This is a genomic window from Aeromonas mytilicola subsp. aquatica (assembly GCF_044336385.1).
GTDB classification, from domain to species: domain Bacteria; phylum Pseudomonadota; class Gammaproteobacteria; order Enterobacterales; family Aeromonadaceae; genus Aeromonas; species Aeromonas rivipollensis.
Map to the genome: position 1 here is coordinate 3,484,968 of NZ_CP172298.1, position 13,561 is coordinate 3,498,528.

The 13,561-nt window shown below is 65.0% G+C and carries 14 protein-coding genes; 11 read left to right on the plus strand and 3 right to left on the minus strand.

Annotated elements, in window-relative coordinates; translation table 11 throughout:
• Nucleotides 1-66 precede the first annotated feature (66 nt).
• Together ACFWHB_RS15910 and ACFWHB_RS15915 are read right to left on the minus strand one after the other, a co-directional pair.
• Nucleotides 67-1,293: a winged helix-turn-helix domain-containing protein gene (locus tag ACFWHB_RS15910; protein WP_395948831.1), complete on the minus strand. Its 1,227-nt coding sequence runs from the start codon at nt 1,291-1,293 to the stop codon at nt 67-69.
• Nucleotides 1,294-1,367: 74 nt separating this feature from the next.
• Nucleotides 1,368-2,009, minus strand: coding sequence for a class I SAM-dependent methyltransferase (locus ACFWHB_RS15915; RefSeq protein WP_395948832.1), 642 nt, complete (start codon nt 2,007-2,009; stop codon nt 1,368-1,370).
• A 130-nt stretch (nt 2,010-2,139) separates the two neighbouring features.
• Between ACFWHB_RS15915 and ACFWHB_RS15920 the strand changes: the two genes are divergently transcribed.
• The 7 genes from ACFWHB_RS15920 to ACFWHB_RS15950 all read left to right on the plus strand — a co-directional run bounded on the left by ACFWHB_RS15920 (nt 2,140) and on the right by ACFWHB_RS15950 (nt 8,655).
• Nucleotides 2,140-2,805 carry a thermostable hemolysin gene (locus ACFWHB_RS15920; protein WP_106887565.1) on the plus strand — a complete coding sequence of 222 codons (666 nt, stop codon included), beginning with the start codon at nt 2,140-2,142 and terminating at the stop codon, nt 2,803-2,805.
• On the plus strand, nt 2,802-4,307 hold the full coding sequence (locus tag ACFWHB_RS15925; protein ID WP_289975992.1) for an AMP-dependent synthetase/ligase: 1,506 nt from the start codon (nt 2,802-2,804) through the stop codon (nt 4,305-4,307). Before ACFWHB_RS15920 ends, ACFWHB_RS15925 begins: the two co-directional genes overlap by 4 nt.
• The gene (locus tag ACFWHB_RS15930) at nt 4,304-4,960 is read left to right on the plus strand and encodes a TenA family transcriptional regulator (protein WP_395948833.1); all 657 of its coding nucleotides are present in this window, start codon (nt 4,304-4,306) and stop codon (nt 4,958-4,960) included. The genes ACFWHB_RS15925 and ACFWHB_RS15930 overlap by 4 nt, the downstream gene beginning before the upstream one ends.
• Nucleotides 4,957-5,805 carry an SDR family oxidoreductase gene (locus ACFWHB_RS15935; protein WP_395948834.1) on the plus strand — a complete coding sequence of 283 codons (849 nt, stop codon included), beginning with the start codon at nt 4,957-4,959 and terminating at the stop codon, nt 5,803-5,805. Before ACFWHB_RS15930 ends, ACFWHB_RS15935 begins: the two co-directional genes overlap by 4 nt.
• A gap of 1 nt (nt 5,806) precedes the next feature.
• Nucleotides 5,807-6,442, plus strand: a complete 636-nt coding sequence (locus tag ACFWHB_RS15940) for a tetratricopeptide repeat protein (RefSeq protein ID WP_393937084.1) — start codon at nt 5,807-5,809, stop codon at nt 6,440-6,442.
• A gap of 81 nt (nt 6,443-6,523) precedes the next feature.
• On the plus strand, nt 6,524-7,216 hold the full coding sequence (locus tag ACFWHB_RS15945) for a response regulator (protein WP_139744265.1): 693 nt from the start codon (nt 6,524-6,526) through the stop codon (nt 7,214-7,216).
• Complete coding sequence (locus ACFWHB_RS15950; protein WP_395948835.1) at nt 7,213-8,655, plus strand: ATP-binding protein; 1,443 nt, start codon at nt 7,213-7,215, stop codon at nt 8,653-8,655. Before ACFWHB_RS15945 ends, ACFWHB_RS15950 begins: the two co-directional genes overlap by 4 nt.
• A 75-nt stretch (nt 8,656-8,730) precedes the next feature.
• Here ACFWHB_RS15950 and ACFWHB_RS15955 read toward each other — a convergent pair whose 3' ends face one another.
• Nucleotides 8,731-9,231 (minus strand): retropepsin-like aspartic peptidase RloA3, encoded by a 501-nt coding sequence (locus ACFWHB_RS15955; RefSeq protein WP_395948836.1) that lies wholly within the window; start codon nt 9,229-9,231, stop codon nt 8,731-8,733.
• Between the two features lie 398 nt (nt 9,232-9,629).
• On the opposite strand from ACFWHB_RS15955, the gene ACFWHB_RS15960 reads away from it, so the two are divergent.
• The 4 genes from ACFWHB_RS15960 (at nt 9,630) to ACFWHB_RS15975 (ending at nt 13,521) form a co-directional block, all read left to right on the plus strand.
• Nucleotides 9,630-10,673: a GMP reductase gene (locus ACFWHB_RS15960; protein ID WP_368169917.1), complete on the plus strand. Its 1,044-nt coding sequence runs from the start codon at nt 9,630-9,632 to the stop codon at nt 10,671-10,673.
• A 252-nt stretch (nt 10,674-10,925) separates the two neighbouring features.
• Entirely contained in the window at nt 10,926-12,101 is a 1,176-nt protein-coding gene (earP, locus tag ACFWHB_RS15965; RefSeq protein ID WP_395948837.1) for an elongation factor P maturation arginine rhamnosyltransferase EarP, read from the plus strand.
• Nucleotides 12,102-12,144: 43 nt separating this feature from the next.
• Nucleotides 12,145-12,711 carry an elongation factor P gene (gene efp / locus ACFWHB_RS15970; RefSeq protein WP_011707002.1) on the plus strand — a complete coding sequence of 189 codons (567 nt, stop codon included), beginning with the start codon at nt 12,145-12,147 and terminating at the stop codon, nt 12,709-12,711.
• A 198-nt stretch (nt 12,712-12,909) separates the two neighbouring features.
• Entirely contained in the window at nt 12,910-13,521 is a 612-nt protein-coding gene (locus tag ACFWHB_RS15975; protein WP_234678261.1) for a DUF2238 domain-containing protein, read from the plus strand.
• Nucleotides 13,522-13,561 lie beyond the last annotated feature (40 nt).

Sequence of the window (13,561 nt, forward strand, 5' to 3'; positions counted from 1 at the left end):
CCAGCAACAGATGATAAAACCGGGCCCAGTGCCCGGTTTTTGTTTGGCTGTCGTTTAGCCTGCGGGCTAAGGACGCAGCGATGGCTCCGGCCACAGGGCCCGCAGGGGCGCCGGCATGGCGCCGAGGCGAAGCAGCGGGGTCTGGTGCCACTGCGCCAGCTTTTGCAGCGCCTTCTCCAGATCCTGCGCCAGGCTGGCGCTCACCCTGACCCCCTGCTCCAGATAGAGGCTCTTGACCTCGAACACCCCCTCCTTGCGATGGGCCTTGGCATCCAGACGCCCCACCAGCTGGCCCCGACGCAGCAACGGCAGCACGAAGTAGCCGTACTGGCGCTTGGGGGCCGGGGTGTAGCACTCGATGCGATAATCAAAGCCAAAGAGTTCGCTGGCCCGCTTGCGATCCCACACCAGGGGATCGAAGGGCGAGAGCACGGCTGTGTGGGTCGCCTTGAGACTGCCGGCCTGGGCCCGGGCCAGCTCATCGGAGAGCGATGCGTGCACGAAGGCCCCGTGCTGCCAGCCCTCCACCCGCACCGGCAACAGCTCCCCCTCGTCCGCCAGCTGATGGAGCAGGGCGTCGTATTTGCCGCGCCGCAGGCGGTAGTAATCCGCCACCCAGCCGGTCTTGACCAGCCCCAGCGCCCGGCAGCTGGCGCGCACCATGTCTCGTTGGGCGAGCTCAGGGCTCGGCAGATCCCGCCCATCGTCCCACTCGGGCATGACTCGTTCGGCGAGATCGTAGACCCGCTGGAAGTTGCGCCGCTCGCGCACCATCAGGCGCCCTGCGGTGAACAGCACCTCCAGATGGCGCTTCTCGGGCTTCCAGTCCCACCAGCCGTTGCCCTTGCCCTCCTTGCGCTCAAAGTCGGCGGCCCGCACCGGCCCATCCCTGCGAATCCGCTCGACTATCTGCTCTATCTCGCCGACGTGGGTCTTGAGCCACTGGGCGGAGAACTTCCAGCCCATGGCGGCGGGATCCAGCATGCGATGGCGCAGCAGCCGGTAATCCTCGCGAGGGACGAAGCAGGCCTCGTGGGCCCAGTATTCGAAGAGATCACCCTCGGCCAGCAACTGTTCCAGCCAGCGCGGATCGTAGTGGCCGAGCCGGCTGAACAGCACCAGATAGGGGCTGCGGGCCACCACAGAGATGGTGTCTATCTGCAGCAGCGCCATGCGCCTTATGCAGGCCAGCAGATCGGAGGGAGCAGCCTTGGCGCGGCGCGGGGTCAGCAGCCCCTGGGCTGCGAGTTGCAGGTGGCGGGCGTCTTGCAATGACAAATGGGGGATCGACATGAAGATAGGGGCATCCGTTCCTGGGTGTCAGGCCACCAGCATGCCCAAGCCGCCGCCAAATGAAAACGCCCCGTTCAGGGTTTGGTGAACACGGCCACATCGGCGTGGGGGAAGCAGAGCTCCGCCTGCCAGCGGGCCGCCAGGGCGCGAAACGAGGCCTCGGCGAAGAAGACGATGTGGGTCGGATCGTGGCGGTAGCGCCACGTCTTGAAGCGCTCGTCACCGAGTACCCGCTGGGTCTGCAACACCAGCACACCGCCGGGGTTGAGGCAGGCCCAGAGGCCGTCCAGCAGGGCGCGGGGGGCGGCCAGGTGCTCGATCACCTCGGTGCTGGTGATGAAATCGTACCGCCTTGTCAGCAGTTCGGGCTGGTCGGCGTAGAACTTGTCGTAACCCACCATCTCAAAGCCCGCCTCCCGTCCCATGGCGATGAGGGCAGGCCCGGGGCCGCAGCCGAAATCGAGGCCGCTGGCAGGAGGGCTCACTCGGGAGAGCACCTCGCCGAAGGCCCGCATCAGGAAGCCGCGGTAGCGGGGATCGTCCACCTGGTTGTCGTGCCCGTCATAGACCGCCTTCTCGGCCACATCGTCCAGGTGATCCGCCTCATCCAGCCAGACCAGCTCGCACGCCAGGCAACGGTGATAGCGCTTGCCCACCACCGGCAGGGGGTAGCTGTGGCGAGCCGAGCAGAGGGGGCAGATGGCGCTTGATGACATGACGGATCCTCCTGGGTGACAGCCGCGCAGATTGCCTGCCCGCCGCCTTGCTGACAACTTTTTTTACTCCTTAAGGGTTTCTTAAGTTTGCCCTTTTACTCTCAAGCCATCCCAAGAGAAGGAGCCAACCATGACCATAGAGATCCAAGCCCCCTACAGATTGCTGCTGGCACAGTCCCCGCAGCAGGTCATGGCGCTGCAAGCCTATATCCAGGCCGCCTACACCCTCGAATTCAACGCCCGCATTCCCCATTTTCTGCCCTGCCTGCTCGGGCTCTACCGGGCCGATGGGGTGCTGGTCGGCGCCTGTGGCCTCAACCACGCCAGCACGGGGGAGCGTGAGCAGCCCCTCTATCTGGAGCAGTATCTGGAGCAGCCCATCGAGGCCGCCATCGAAACCCGCCTCGGGGTACGTCCGGCCCGCAGCCGCATCATCGAAGTGGGCAACCTCGCCTGCAGCGAGCCGGGCAATGCCCGCCTGATGTTTGCCGCCCTGTGCCGGTTGCTGTGTGACAACGCCCTCGACTACGTGGTGTTCACCGGCACCGCCAAGCTGCGCAACAGCTTTGCCCGGCTGCGCCTCAACCCGGTAGAGCTGGCCCCTGCCCAGGCCCATCAGGTGGGGGAAGACGCCAGCGCCTGGGGGGAATACTACCGCTGCCAGCCCAAGGTGATGGCGGGGGACATCAACCAGGGGCGCGAGGTGCTCGCCCAGAGCAGCCTGCTGCTCAACCTGCTGGGGCCCATGCCCATGCTTTTTAACCATGCCGGCCATGACAAGAGGTGCGCCCAATGAGCCTGTTCGACGCCATCGCCCGCCACGCCAGCCTGACGCCGCAACGACCGGCACTGCAAGGCAGCCAGGGAGAGCTGGATTACCAGACCCTGTGGCATCAGATCCAGCACCTGGCCGACCGCTTGCAGCAAGCCGGCATTCGCCGCCTAGCCCTGCAGCTCGACAACGGTCTGCCCTGGGCGCTGATCGATCTGGCCTGCACCCGGGCCGGGATAGTGGTCATTCCCGTGCCCCACTTCTTCAGCCCGGCGCAGCAGGCGTGGCTGCTGGAGAGCAGCGGGGCCGATGCCCTGGTGGGCCCCGAGCATGAGGGCTGGCAGGCCGCCGCCCCCCTCATCCTGATGACGGGGGCCGCCGATGAACAGGCGCTGCCCCTGTGGCGGCGCACCCCGGTCGCCCCCCCGGCCCTGCCCCTGGGCACCGCCAAGATCACCTATACCTCGGGCACCACGGGCCAGCCCAAGGGGGTCTGCCTGTCCCTTGCCCAGATGACGGCGGTCTGCGAGTCACTGGCCCTGCGGGTCACACCGGCCGGGGTCGAACAGCACCTGACCCTGCTGCCCCTGGCCACCCTGCTGGAGAACCTGACCGGTCTGTACGTGCCGCTGCTCACCGGCGCCTGCAGCCGCATCCCCTCCCTCGGCGAGCTCGGCTTCACCGGATCCAGCACCCTCGACCCGGCCATGCTGGGCCAGGCCCTGGCACGCTGGCCCAGCCACAGCCTGGTGCTGGTGCCCGAGCTGTTGCGCCTGCTGCTGGCGCTGTGCGCCAACACCCAGGCCCTGGCCGAACGGCTCAAGGGGCTGCGCTTCGTCGCCGTCGGTGGCGGCAAGGTCGCCCCCGATCTCATCCGCCATGCCCGCGCCCTGGGGCTCCCTGTCTATGAGGGCTATGGCCTGTCGGAATGCGGCTCTGTCGTGGCGCTCAACGGCCCTGACGCCGACCTGATGGGCAGCGTCGGCCGCCCCCTGCCCCACTGCCAGGTCACCCTGGCCGCCGATGGCGAAGTCATGGTGAGCGGCAGCGCCATGCTCGGCTATCTGGGGGAAGAGAGCACTGCAGGCGAGCCTGCTGACTTGCAGATCGCCACCGGGGATCTGGGTCACCTGGACGCAGAGGGCTACCTGCACATCACGGGGCGCAAGAAGAACGTCCAGATCACCGCCTTTGGCCGCAACTTTTCGCCGGAGTGGGTGGAAGCCCAGGCCCAGCTCTGTCCGGCCATCGCCCGCATAGTGATCTTCGGTGACGGCCAGCCCGCCAACGTCGCCCTGATCCAGCCGCTGCCGGGCAGCCAGTCCCAATTACCCGAGCAGATTGCCCGGCTCAACCAGCAATTGCCCGATTACGCCCGCATCCATCACTGGCTGCCGGTGGCGCTGGATCAGCACCCCGGCCTGCTGACGGCCAACGGCCGCCCCCGTCGCAACGAGATTTATCACCACTTTTCCCGGCAGATCGACCAATGCCTGACCCAAGGCCTCACAGGAGAGACCTCATGAGCTTCTACCAGACCCTGCAACACGCCACCGCCTCCGAGCGCGAGCACCTGTTCAATGCCCCCATCATCGAGGCCTGCCGCCGCGGCGACATCAGCCGGGAGACCTACCTCGCCTTCCTGGCAGAGGCTTACTACCACGTGCGCCACACTGTGCCGCTCCTGATGGCTACCGGCGGCAAGCTGGGACAGGAGTATGAGTGGGTGCGCGGCGCCATCCGGGAGTACATAGACGAGGAGTACGGTCATCAGGAGTGGATCCTGAACGACATCCGCGCCTGCGGCGGTGACGCCGAGGCGGTGCGCCACGGCCAGCCGGGTCTGCCCATAGAGCTGATGGTGGCCTTCCTCTACGACCAGATCCAGCGCGGCAACCCCATGGGCTTCTTCGGCATGGTGCAGGTGCTGGAGGGCACCAGCGTCGCCATCGCCCTGACGGTGGCGGACCAGCTCAAGAGCGGTCTGGGCCTGCCGCCCCAGGCGATGAGCTACCTGAGCTCCCACGGCGCCCTGGATCAGGAGCACCTCAAGTTCTTCGAGTCCCTGATGAACCGGGTGGAAGACCCGGCGGATCAGGTCGCCATCATTCATTCGGCCAGGGTGGTCTACCGCCTCTATGGCGACATGCTCCATCAGCTCACGGGATCCTGCCAATGAAGCTTGAAGGGAAACGCATACTGCTCACCGGCGCCAGCGGCGGCATAGGGGAAGCCCTGGCCATGGAGTTGGCGGCCCAGGGGGCGCACCTGCTGCTGCACGGACGCCGGGCCAGCGCCCTGGATCGCCTGCGCAAGGAGCTGCCTCATTCCGAACGCCACCAGACGGTGACCGCCGATCTGGGCTCGCCCCAGGAGCGGGCCAGGCTGTTGCAACACCCGGCGCTGGAGCAGGGGCTGGATGTGCTCATCAACAGCGCGGGCTGCAACCAGTTTGCCTGGCTGGAAGACCAGAGCGGCGAGCAGGTGACGCGCCAGCTGCTGCTCAACATAGAGGCGCCCATCCAGCTCACCCGCGCCCTGCTGCCCCGGCTGCGCAAGCCCGCCGTCATCATGAACATAGGCTCCAGCCTCGGGGCCATCGGCTATGCCGGTTACAGCGTCTATTGCGCCAGCAAGTTCGCCCTGCGGGGCTTTAGCGAGTCTCTGGGGCGGGAGCTGGAGGGCACCGGCATCAAGGTGCTGCACTTTGCCCCCCGCGCCACCCGCACTCACCTCAACTCCCAGGCGGCCTACGCCATGAACGCCGAGCTCGGCACCCGGACCGACAGCCCCCAGGACGTGGCCGAGGAGGCCGTCATCGCCCTGTGCAACGAGACGCGCCGCAGCTGGCTCGGCTGGCCGGAGAAGTTGTTCGTGCGGCTCAATGCCCTGCTGCCCGCCCTGGTCGACAAGGCGCTGGCCAGACAACTGCCCATCATAGAACGCCATGCCCGCCACCCTGTCCCCCTGGCCACAGATCACGGGGACAACCCCGCCTGTGCCACACACGAGAAGGAACATTGAGATGAAACACGCCACTTTCCGCCCCCGATTTGGTCACAGTCTCCTGCTGCTCGCCCTGGCAAGCAGCCTGGTTCAGGCCGCCGATGCCCTGCCCACCATTCAGCAGCAGTGGGCCCACTGCCAGTATCAAGAGACCGGCAAGGCCAAGGAGAGCTGTCTGGAGACCCTGAGCGCCCAGGCGGAGCAGGCCAGTGCCAAGGAGGCCTTTCGCACCGATCTGCTGATCTGGTCCGCCATCGTCAAGAGCACCTGGGCCGGCGCCAAGGGCGGCCTCGGGGCCCTCAGCCTGGTGAAGGAGGCCAAGGCCAAGCTGGAGATCGCCATCAAGCAGGATCCCAAGGCGCTGGAGGGCTCCGCCTACACCAGCCTGGGCTCCCTCTACTACCAGGTGCCGGGCTGGCCGGTCGGCTTCGGGGATGACGACAAGGCCGAGCAGTTGCTCAAGCAGGCGCTCGCCATCAACCCCACCGGCATAGATCCCAATTTCTTCTACGGCGACTTCCTGCTGGATCAGGGGGACAAGGCCCAGGCGAAGATCTATCTGGACAAGGCCCTGGCCGCCCCGGCCAGACCGGGCCGCGAGGCGGCGGACGAAGGACGCAGGACGGAAATCCGCGAACGTCTCGCCAAGCTATAAACACAAGCAGATCAGTGCGCTATTTAAACTCTGCCCACCAACTTGCATACTGGTGGGCAGCGTCATTTGAGGGAGAGAACAATGCGAGTCCTGTTGGTAGAAGATGACGTCATGCTGGGGGATGGCATGGTGGATGCCCTGCGCAGCAGCGGTTACACAGTGGACTGGCTGCAGCAGGGGTTGCCCGCCCTGTCGGCGCTCAAGAGCGAGGAGTTCGCCGCCCTCATCCTGGATCTCAATCTGCCGGACATCGACGGCATCAGCCTGCTGCGCAAGCTGCGCCGGGAGGGACAGACGCTGCCGGTGCTCATCCTCACCGCCCGGGATGCCCTGGACGATCGGGTGCTGGGGCTGGATGCGGGCTCCGATGACTACATGGTCAAGCCCTTCGCCCTGCAGGAGCTCAACGCCCGCCTGCGCGCCCTGGTGCGCCGCAGCAAGGGCCAGGCCCAGGCTGTGCTGGAGTATGGCGACATCCTCATCTACCCCGAATCCCAGCAGGTCACCTATCAGGGAGAGGCGGTCAAGCTGACCCCCCACGAGTACAAGCTGCTGCAGGAGCTCATCAGCCAGAGCGGCCGGGTGCTGAGCCGCGATCAGCTGCAGCAGAGCCTCTATGGCTGGGATGAGGGGGCAGAGAGCAATGCGGTGGAGGTGCACATTCACCACCTGCGCAAGAAGTTCTTCCCCGAGCTCATCCGCAACATCCGCGGCGTCGGCTACATAGTGCCGCAGCCAGATACCCCGGGCAGCAGAGGGATGCCCGCCCGATGAGTCGCGTCCGCTCCATTCGCCGCTTCCTGCTCTCCGGCATCCTGGCCCTGGTCAGCCTCAGCCTGGCCGTCAGCGGCCTCATCGGCTACCTGGAAGCCAACCACGAGATGGAAGAGCTGTTCGATGCCCGTCTCGCCCAGTCCGCCCGCATCACCAACCAGCTGCTCAGCCGTTATCTGAAGCAGCGCGGCGAGCTGCCCAGCAACGGGGCCGTCTACCAGGAGTGGGAGCAGGCCGTGCCCGCCGACCCCCATCAGGAGAAGCGCAGCTTCAGCCAGCTGGGGCGGGACAACGAGTTCACCCCCTACGGCCACGAGTTCGAACACAACCTCTACTTCCAGCTGCTCAACGAGCAAGGCACCATACTGCTGCGCTCACCCAATGCGCCGGAGCAGCCCCTGACCACCCTGGAGCGCGGCTTCAACAGCGAGACCAAGGATCACCACGAGTGGCGCACCTTCACCCTCTACAACGAGGATGAGCAGACCTGGCTCATCGTCGCGGAGCGGGATGACGAGCGGGGGGAGCTGGCCAGCAAGATGGCCACCCTGACCATGCTGCCGCTCTTCATCACCCTGCCCTTCCTGCTCGGCCTGCTGTGGTGGCTGGTCACCCGGGGGCTGGCTCCACTGAATCAACTCACCCAGGCCATCGGCGAGCGCCATCCCGCCAACCTGAGCCCGCTCAACCTGGCCATCAAGGCCGAGGAGCTGACGCCGCTGGTGTCGGAGATCAACCGCCTGATGCACACCCTGGCGGACACCATAGAGCGGGAGAAGCAGTTCACCAACGAGGCCGCCCACGAACTGCGCACCCCGCTGGCGGTGCTGCGCATCCACAGTGAAAATGCCCTGGCCGCCGAGGATGACGCCAGCCGCGAGCAGGCGCTGCGCAAGATGCTGCTGGCGCTCGATCGCAGCGACCGGCTGATCCGCCAACTGCTGACCCAGGCCCGCATCGACAACCAGCAGGCCCCGGCGCTCGGCAAGCTGGATCTGAGCCTGCTGTTGCAGGGCACCCTGGCTACCCTGGCCCCCATAGCCCTGAGGAAGGATCTGCAGCTCTCCCTGGAAGGGGACGAGCATCTGCAGGTGATGGGGCAGGCCATGTTGCTGGATCTGATGTTTGGCAACCTCATCGACAACGCGCTGCGCTACACCCAGGTGGGCGGCGAGGTCGCCGTGGTGATCACCCAGGAGGGCAACAGGGTCAGGGTGGATGTGCGGGACAACGGCCCCGGCATCCCCACCGCCGCCCTGTCGCGCCTGTGCGAGCGCTTCTTCCGGGTCAATCCCCAGCAGGGGGACGGGGTGGGCCTTGGCATGGCCATAGTGCAACGCATAGTGCAGCTGCACGGCGCGGATCTCGACATCCACAACAGGCCCGAGGGGGGCCTTGAGGTGAGCGTGCTGCTGCCCGCCCCGCCGCGCCAGGCATAGGCGGCGCAAGCCTCAGGGAAAAAAGCGCGGGGGCCCAAGCCCCCGCGCACCATTTGTGATCCCAAAGAGGCCTTCCTAGCCACAGCTCGGCTGCACAGTGAAGGTGCGGGAAGAGTCCACCGGCCCCAGCTCCGCCAGCAGGCGACGACCGAGCAGCACGGGATAGATCATGTCGCTGCGATCCCGCAGGGTGAACCACTCCTTGTAGAGCTTGTCACCGACACAGACAGACATGGTCACAGTGGGACGCTCCTCCATGCCACCGGCGCCGCGCACCGTCACGCTGCGCTCCACCGGGCGCTCCAGGGTCTGGCGCACCTCCTTGCCGGTGTTGGCATCGGTCAGCACCAGGGTGAAGCGCACCCAGGGCTTGCCGTCACGCTTGAAGTGGTGCAGCTCTCGCGCATCGAGCGACGACGTGAGGGCGCCGGTATCCAGCTTCATCTTGACCGCCACCCCACCTGGCATGAGCACGCCCTTCTCTATCCAGCCATAGACGGTGGGGGCGGCCCAGGCGCCCGATGAGAGGCAGAGGCTGGCCAGCAACAACCAGCCTGCTTTGTGTGATACGGACAATGTGTTCTCCTCGTCGAAGCGGGCCCACGCTGGCCCTCTGCGCCAGAGTGGGCAGCACACAGGCCACTGTCAACTGGCAAAAGGGGCGCAGGCGCCCAGACCCCGAGTTTCTGGCGTTCACGGCATGGGGGATCCGACAGCAGTTGACCGTGATTCAAGGGGCAAAAAGAGGGAAGAGAGGGGCCGTGGCGAGGTGCTGGATGAAGCTGGTGGCCAACCTCAGGTTGTGACGCCAAAGGCTAACACAATGATGAGCGAATTATCAGTCTTGTTCTGGCGGGATTTTTGCCTAGACTGTTGTAAACCGGAGGCCTTGAAAACCTGCGGTTTTTTTGTGCCTGCCGAAAATTTTGCCCACTGCAACAGTGACTTTCACAAGGCTCAATAAGGAATTTGCAATGCGTATCGAAGAAGACTTGAAGCTCGGTTTCAAGGATGTACTGTTTCGTCCCAAGCGCTCTACCCTCAAGAGCCGCTCCCAAGTCAGCCTGACCCGTCAGTTCACCTTCAAGCACACCCAGACCCAGTGGCAGGGGGTGCCCGTCATCGCCGCCAACATGGACACCGTCGGCACCTTCGCCATGGCGCGTACCCTGGCGGGCTTCGAGATGATGACGGCGGTACACAAGCACTACAGCCTCGCCCAGTGGCAAACCTTCGTCAGCGAAACCGATCCAGCCCTGCTCGGCCATGTGATGGTCTCCACCGGCACCTCCGAAGAGGACTTCATCAAGACCCGCCAGATCCTCGCCATGTCAGAGGCCCTGCGCTTCATCTGCGTGGATGTGGCCAACGGCTACTCCCAGCACTTCGTCGAGTTCCTGCGCAAGACTCGTGAAGCCTGCCCCAACCACGTCATCCTGGCGGGCAACGTGGTCACCGGCGAGATGGTGGAGGAGCTGATCCTCTCCGGCGCCGACATCGTCAAGGTAGGCATAGGCCCGGGCTCGGTCTGCACCACCCGGGTCAAGACAGGGGTGGGTTATCCCCAGCTCTCCGCCATCATAGAGTGCGCCGATGCGGCCCACGGCCTCGGCGGCCAGATCGTCGGTGACGGCGGCTGCACCTGCCCGGGCGACGTGGCCAAGGCGTTTGGCGGCGGCGCCGACTTCGTGATGCTGGGAGGCATGCTGGCGGCCCACGAGGAGTGTGGCGGCGAGGTGGTGGACGTCGATGGCGCCCCCTTCATGAAGTTCTATGGCATGAGCTCGTCGAGCGCCATGGACAAGCACGCCGGCGGCGTCGCCGAGTACCGTGCCTCCGAGGGCAAGACGGTGCTGCTGCCCTACCGCGGCCCGGTCGAGAACGCAGTGCGCGATATCCTGGGCGGCGTGCGCTCCACCTGCACCTACGTCGGCGCCAGCCAGCTCAAGGAGCTGACCAAGCGCACCACCTTTATCCGGGTGCGCGAGCAGGAGAACAACGTCTACGGCAAGGAATGAGCTTGCCCCGAGAAAGGAGCTGAACTCAGCACACACCACCTTTATCCGGGTGCGTGAGCAGGAGAACAACGTCTACGGCAAGGAGTAGCGATAACCCCACTCCGGCCCTCCCCTTAACCAGAGGAGGGCGTGTTGACTCCTCCCCCTTTCGAAGGGGGAGGCAGGGAGGGGGTTGGCAGCCCCACAGTTAGAAGCCAATCCACCGGTGTGCTACCCTGCGCACCGGTTTTTTTGCATCTGGAACCCCGAGCCATGACAAGCCCCCTGCCCCCCTTTGACTGGGACATCTTCTGCACCGTGGTGGACAACTTCGGCGACATAGGCGTCACCTGGCGGCTGGCCCGCCAGCTGGAGCGGGAGGGTCATGGTCAGGTGCGGCTCTGGGTGGATGACTTGGCGAGCTTCGCCCGCATCTGTCCGGGGCTGGATCCCGCGCTGGATCGCCAGTGGGTCGAGGGGATCCACATCCAGCGCTGGCAGGGCCCCCTGCCAACGGATGCCATCCCGGCTAGCGTGGTCATAGAGGCATTCGCCTGCGAGCTGCCCGCCCCTTTTATTGAACGCATGGCCGAGCAGAGCCCGCCCCCCTGCTGGATCAATCTGGAGTACCTCTCCGCCGAAGCCTGGGTCGAGGATTGTCACGGCCTCGCCTCCCCCCAGCGGGTGGGCAAGCTGAGCCTCAACAAATACTTCTTCTTCCCGGGCTTCACCCCCAGAACCGGTGGCCTGCTGTGCGAGCAGGGGCTCATCGCCGAACGACAACGCTGGCAGCAAGACGAGGCTGGCCTTGCCGCCTACTGGGCCAGCCTGGGGCTGCCGCCCAAGGCGCAAGACGAGCTGCGGATAAGCCTCTTCACCTACGAGAGCGAGGCGCTGAAAAGCCTGGTCGCTAGCTGGAGCCAGGGCGCCACCCCGATCACCCTGTTGCTGCCCATGGGGCGCGCCCTCCCCGACGTGCTCTGCGGCGCCGGCCTTGAGAGTGCCATCGGCACGGCCCGGGCGGGGGATCTGCTGCAGGCGGGCCAGCTCGCCATCAAGCTGCTGCCGATGACGAGCCAGGCGGGCTACGATCGGCTGCTGTGGAGCTGCGATCTCAACCTGGTGCGCGGCGAAGACTCCTTCGTGCGAGCCCAATGGGCGGCCCGCCCCTTCCTGTGGCACATCTATCAGCAGGAAGAGGAGGCCCACCTCGTCAAGCTGGCGCACTTCCTCGACCACTATCTGGAGGCCTTGCCCGCCGATGACGGCCAGTGGCTGCGCGAGCTCAACCTGGCCCTCAACAGAGGGGAAGATTGCAGCGAACTCTGGGCCCAATGGCCGATCCACGGCACACTTTGGCAACAACATGCGCGAAGCTGGTCACAGAAGTTGCTGCGGGAAGGGGATCTCGTCACTCGGCTGGTGAAATTTTTAGAAAGCCGTATATAATCTGGCAGTTTTTATCTGCCCGTATACGAACAGGAATTTTTACATGAAAACCGCACAGGAAATCCGCGCTGGTAACGTCGTCATGATCGGTACCGAGCCGATGGTGGTCCAGAAAGCCGAATTCAACAAATCCGGCCGTAACTCCGCCGTGGTCAAGATGAAGCTGAAAGGCCTGCTGAACGGCAGCGCCACCGAGACCGTATTCAAGGCCGACGACAAGCTGGAAGTCGTTCAGCTGGAGCGTAAAGAGTGCACCTACTCTTACTTCTCCGACCCCCTGTATGTCTTCATGGACACCGAGTACAACCAGTACGACGTCGAGAAAGACAACCTGGGTGACGCCCTGAACTACATGGTTGACGGCATGGAAGACATCTGCGAAGTGACTTTCTACAACGAGAAAGCCATCTCCGTCGAACTGCCGACCACCATAGTTCGCGAAGTCGAGTACACCGAGCCGGCCGCCCGTGGCGACACCTCCGGTAAAGTGACCAAGCCGGCCCGCCTGAAGGGCACCACCTACGAGCTGGCCGTTGCCGCCTTCGTAGAGATCGGCGACAAGATCGAAATCGACACCCGCACCGGCGAGTTCAAGCGTCGCGTCAACTGATTTGACGGCTTCACGCCCGTGTTGAAAAAAGCGAGCCCCAGGCTCGCTTTTTCTTTGCGCGCAATAGCGCCAGTGCTGTTCAGCCCGGGTCAGTGACAGTGAGCCGCAGGTTGGGGGAGAATTCGCTCGCCCCCTTCCATCTCGCGTCAATCGGGGCTACACCATGAAGTCAGACTTCTCCTTCATCACGGGCTCCCTATGACATCTCATCAAAAAATCCTGCTGCTGTTGCTCACCTTGCTGGCACTGACCGTCTCTGGTTGGCAACCCTATGACCGCGTGACCTGGCTGCTGGAAGTCATCCCCGTGCTGATCGTCATGCCGCTGCTGATCCTGAGCCACGAGCGCTACCCCCTCACCACCTTGCTCTATCTCGGCATCTTCCTGCACGCCCTGGTGCTGATCCTGGGGGGCGCCTACACCTATGCCCGGGTGCCGCTCGGCTTCGATCTGCAGCAGTGGTTCGAACTCAGCCGCAACCCCTATGACAAGATTGGCCACTTCTTCCAGGGTCTGGTGCCCGCCCTGGCCTGCCGGGAGATACTGCTGCGCGGTCACCACGTGCAAGGCAAGCGCATGCTGGCGTTTCTGGTGATCTGCGTGGTGCTGGCCATCAGCGCCAGCTATGAACTCATCGAATGGGGCGCCGCACTGGCACTGGGCCAGGGCGCCGACGAGTTCCTCGGCACCCAGGGGGATCCCTGGGATACCCAGTCCGACATCTTCTGTGCCCTGGTGGGGGCCGTCAGCGCCCTGTTGCTGCTCTCCCCCCTGCACGACCGCCAGCTCGGCAGGCTTGCCAGGCCCTGAGCCCGTCGAGGGAAGGGCTTGCCCCTTCCCTCTTTCTCCT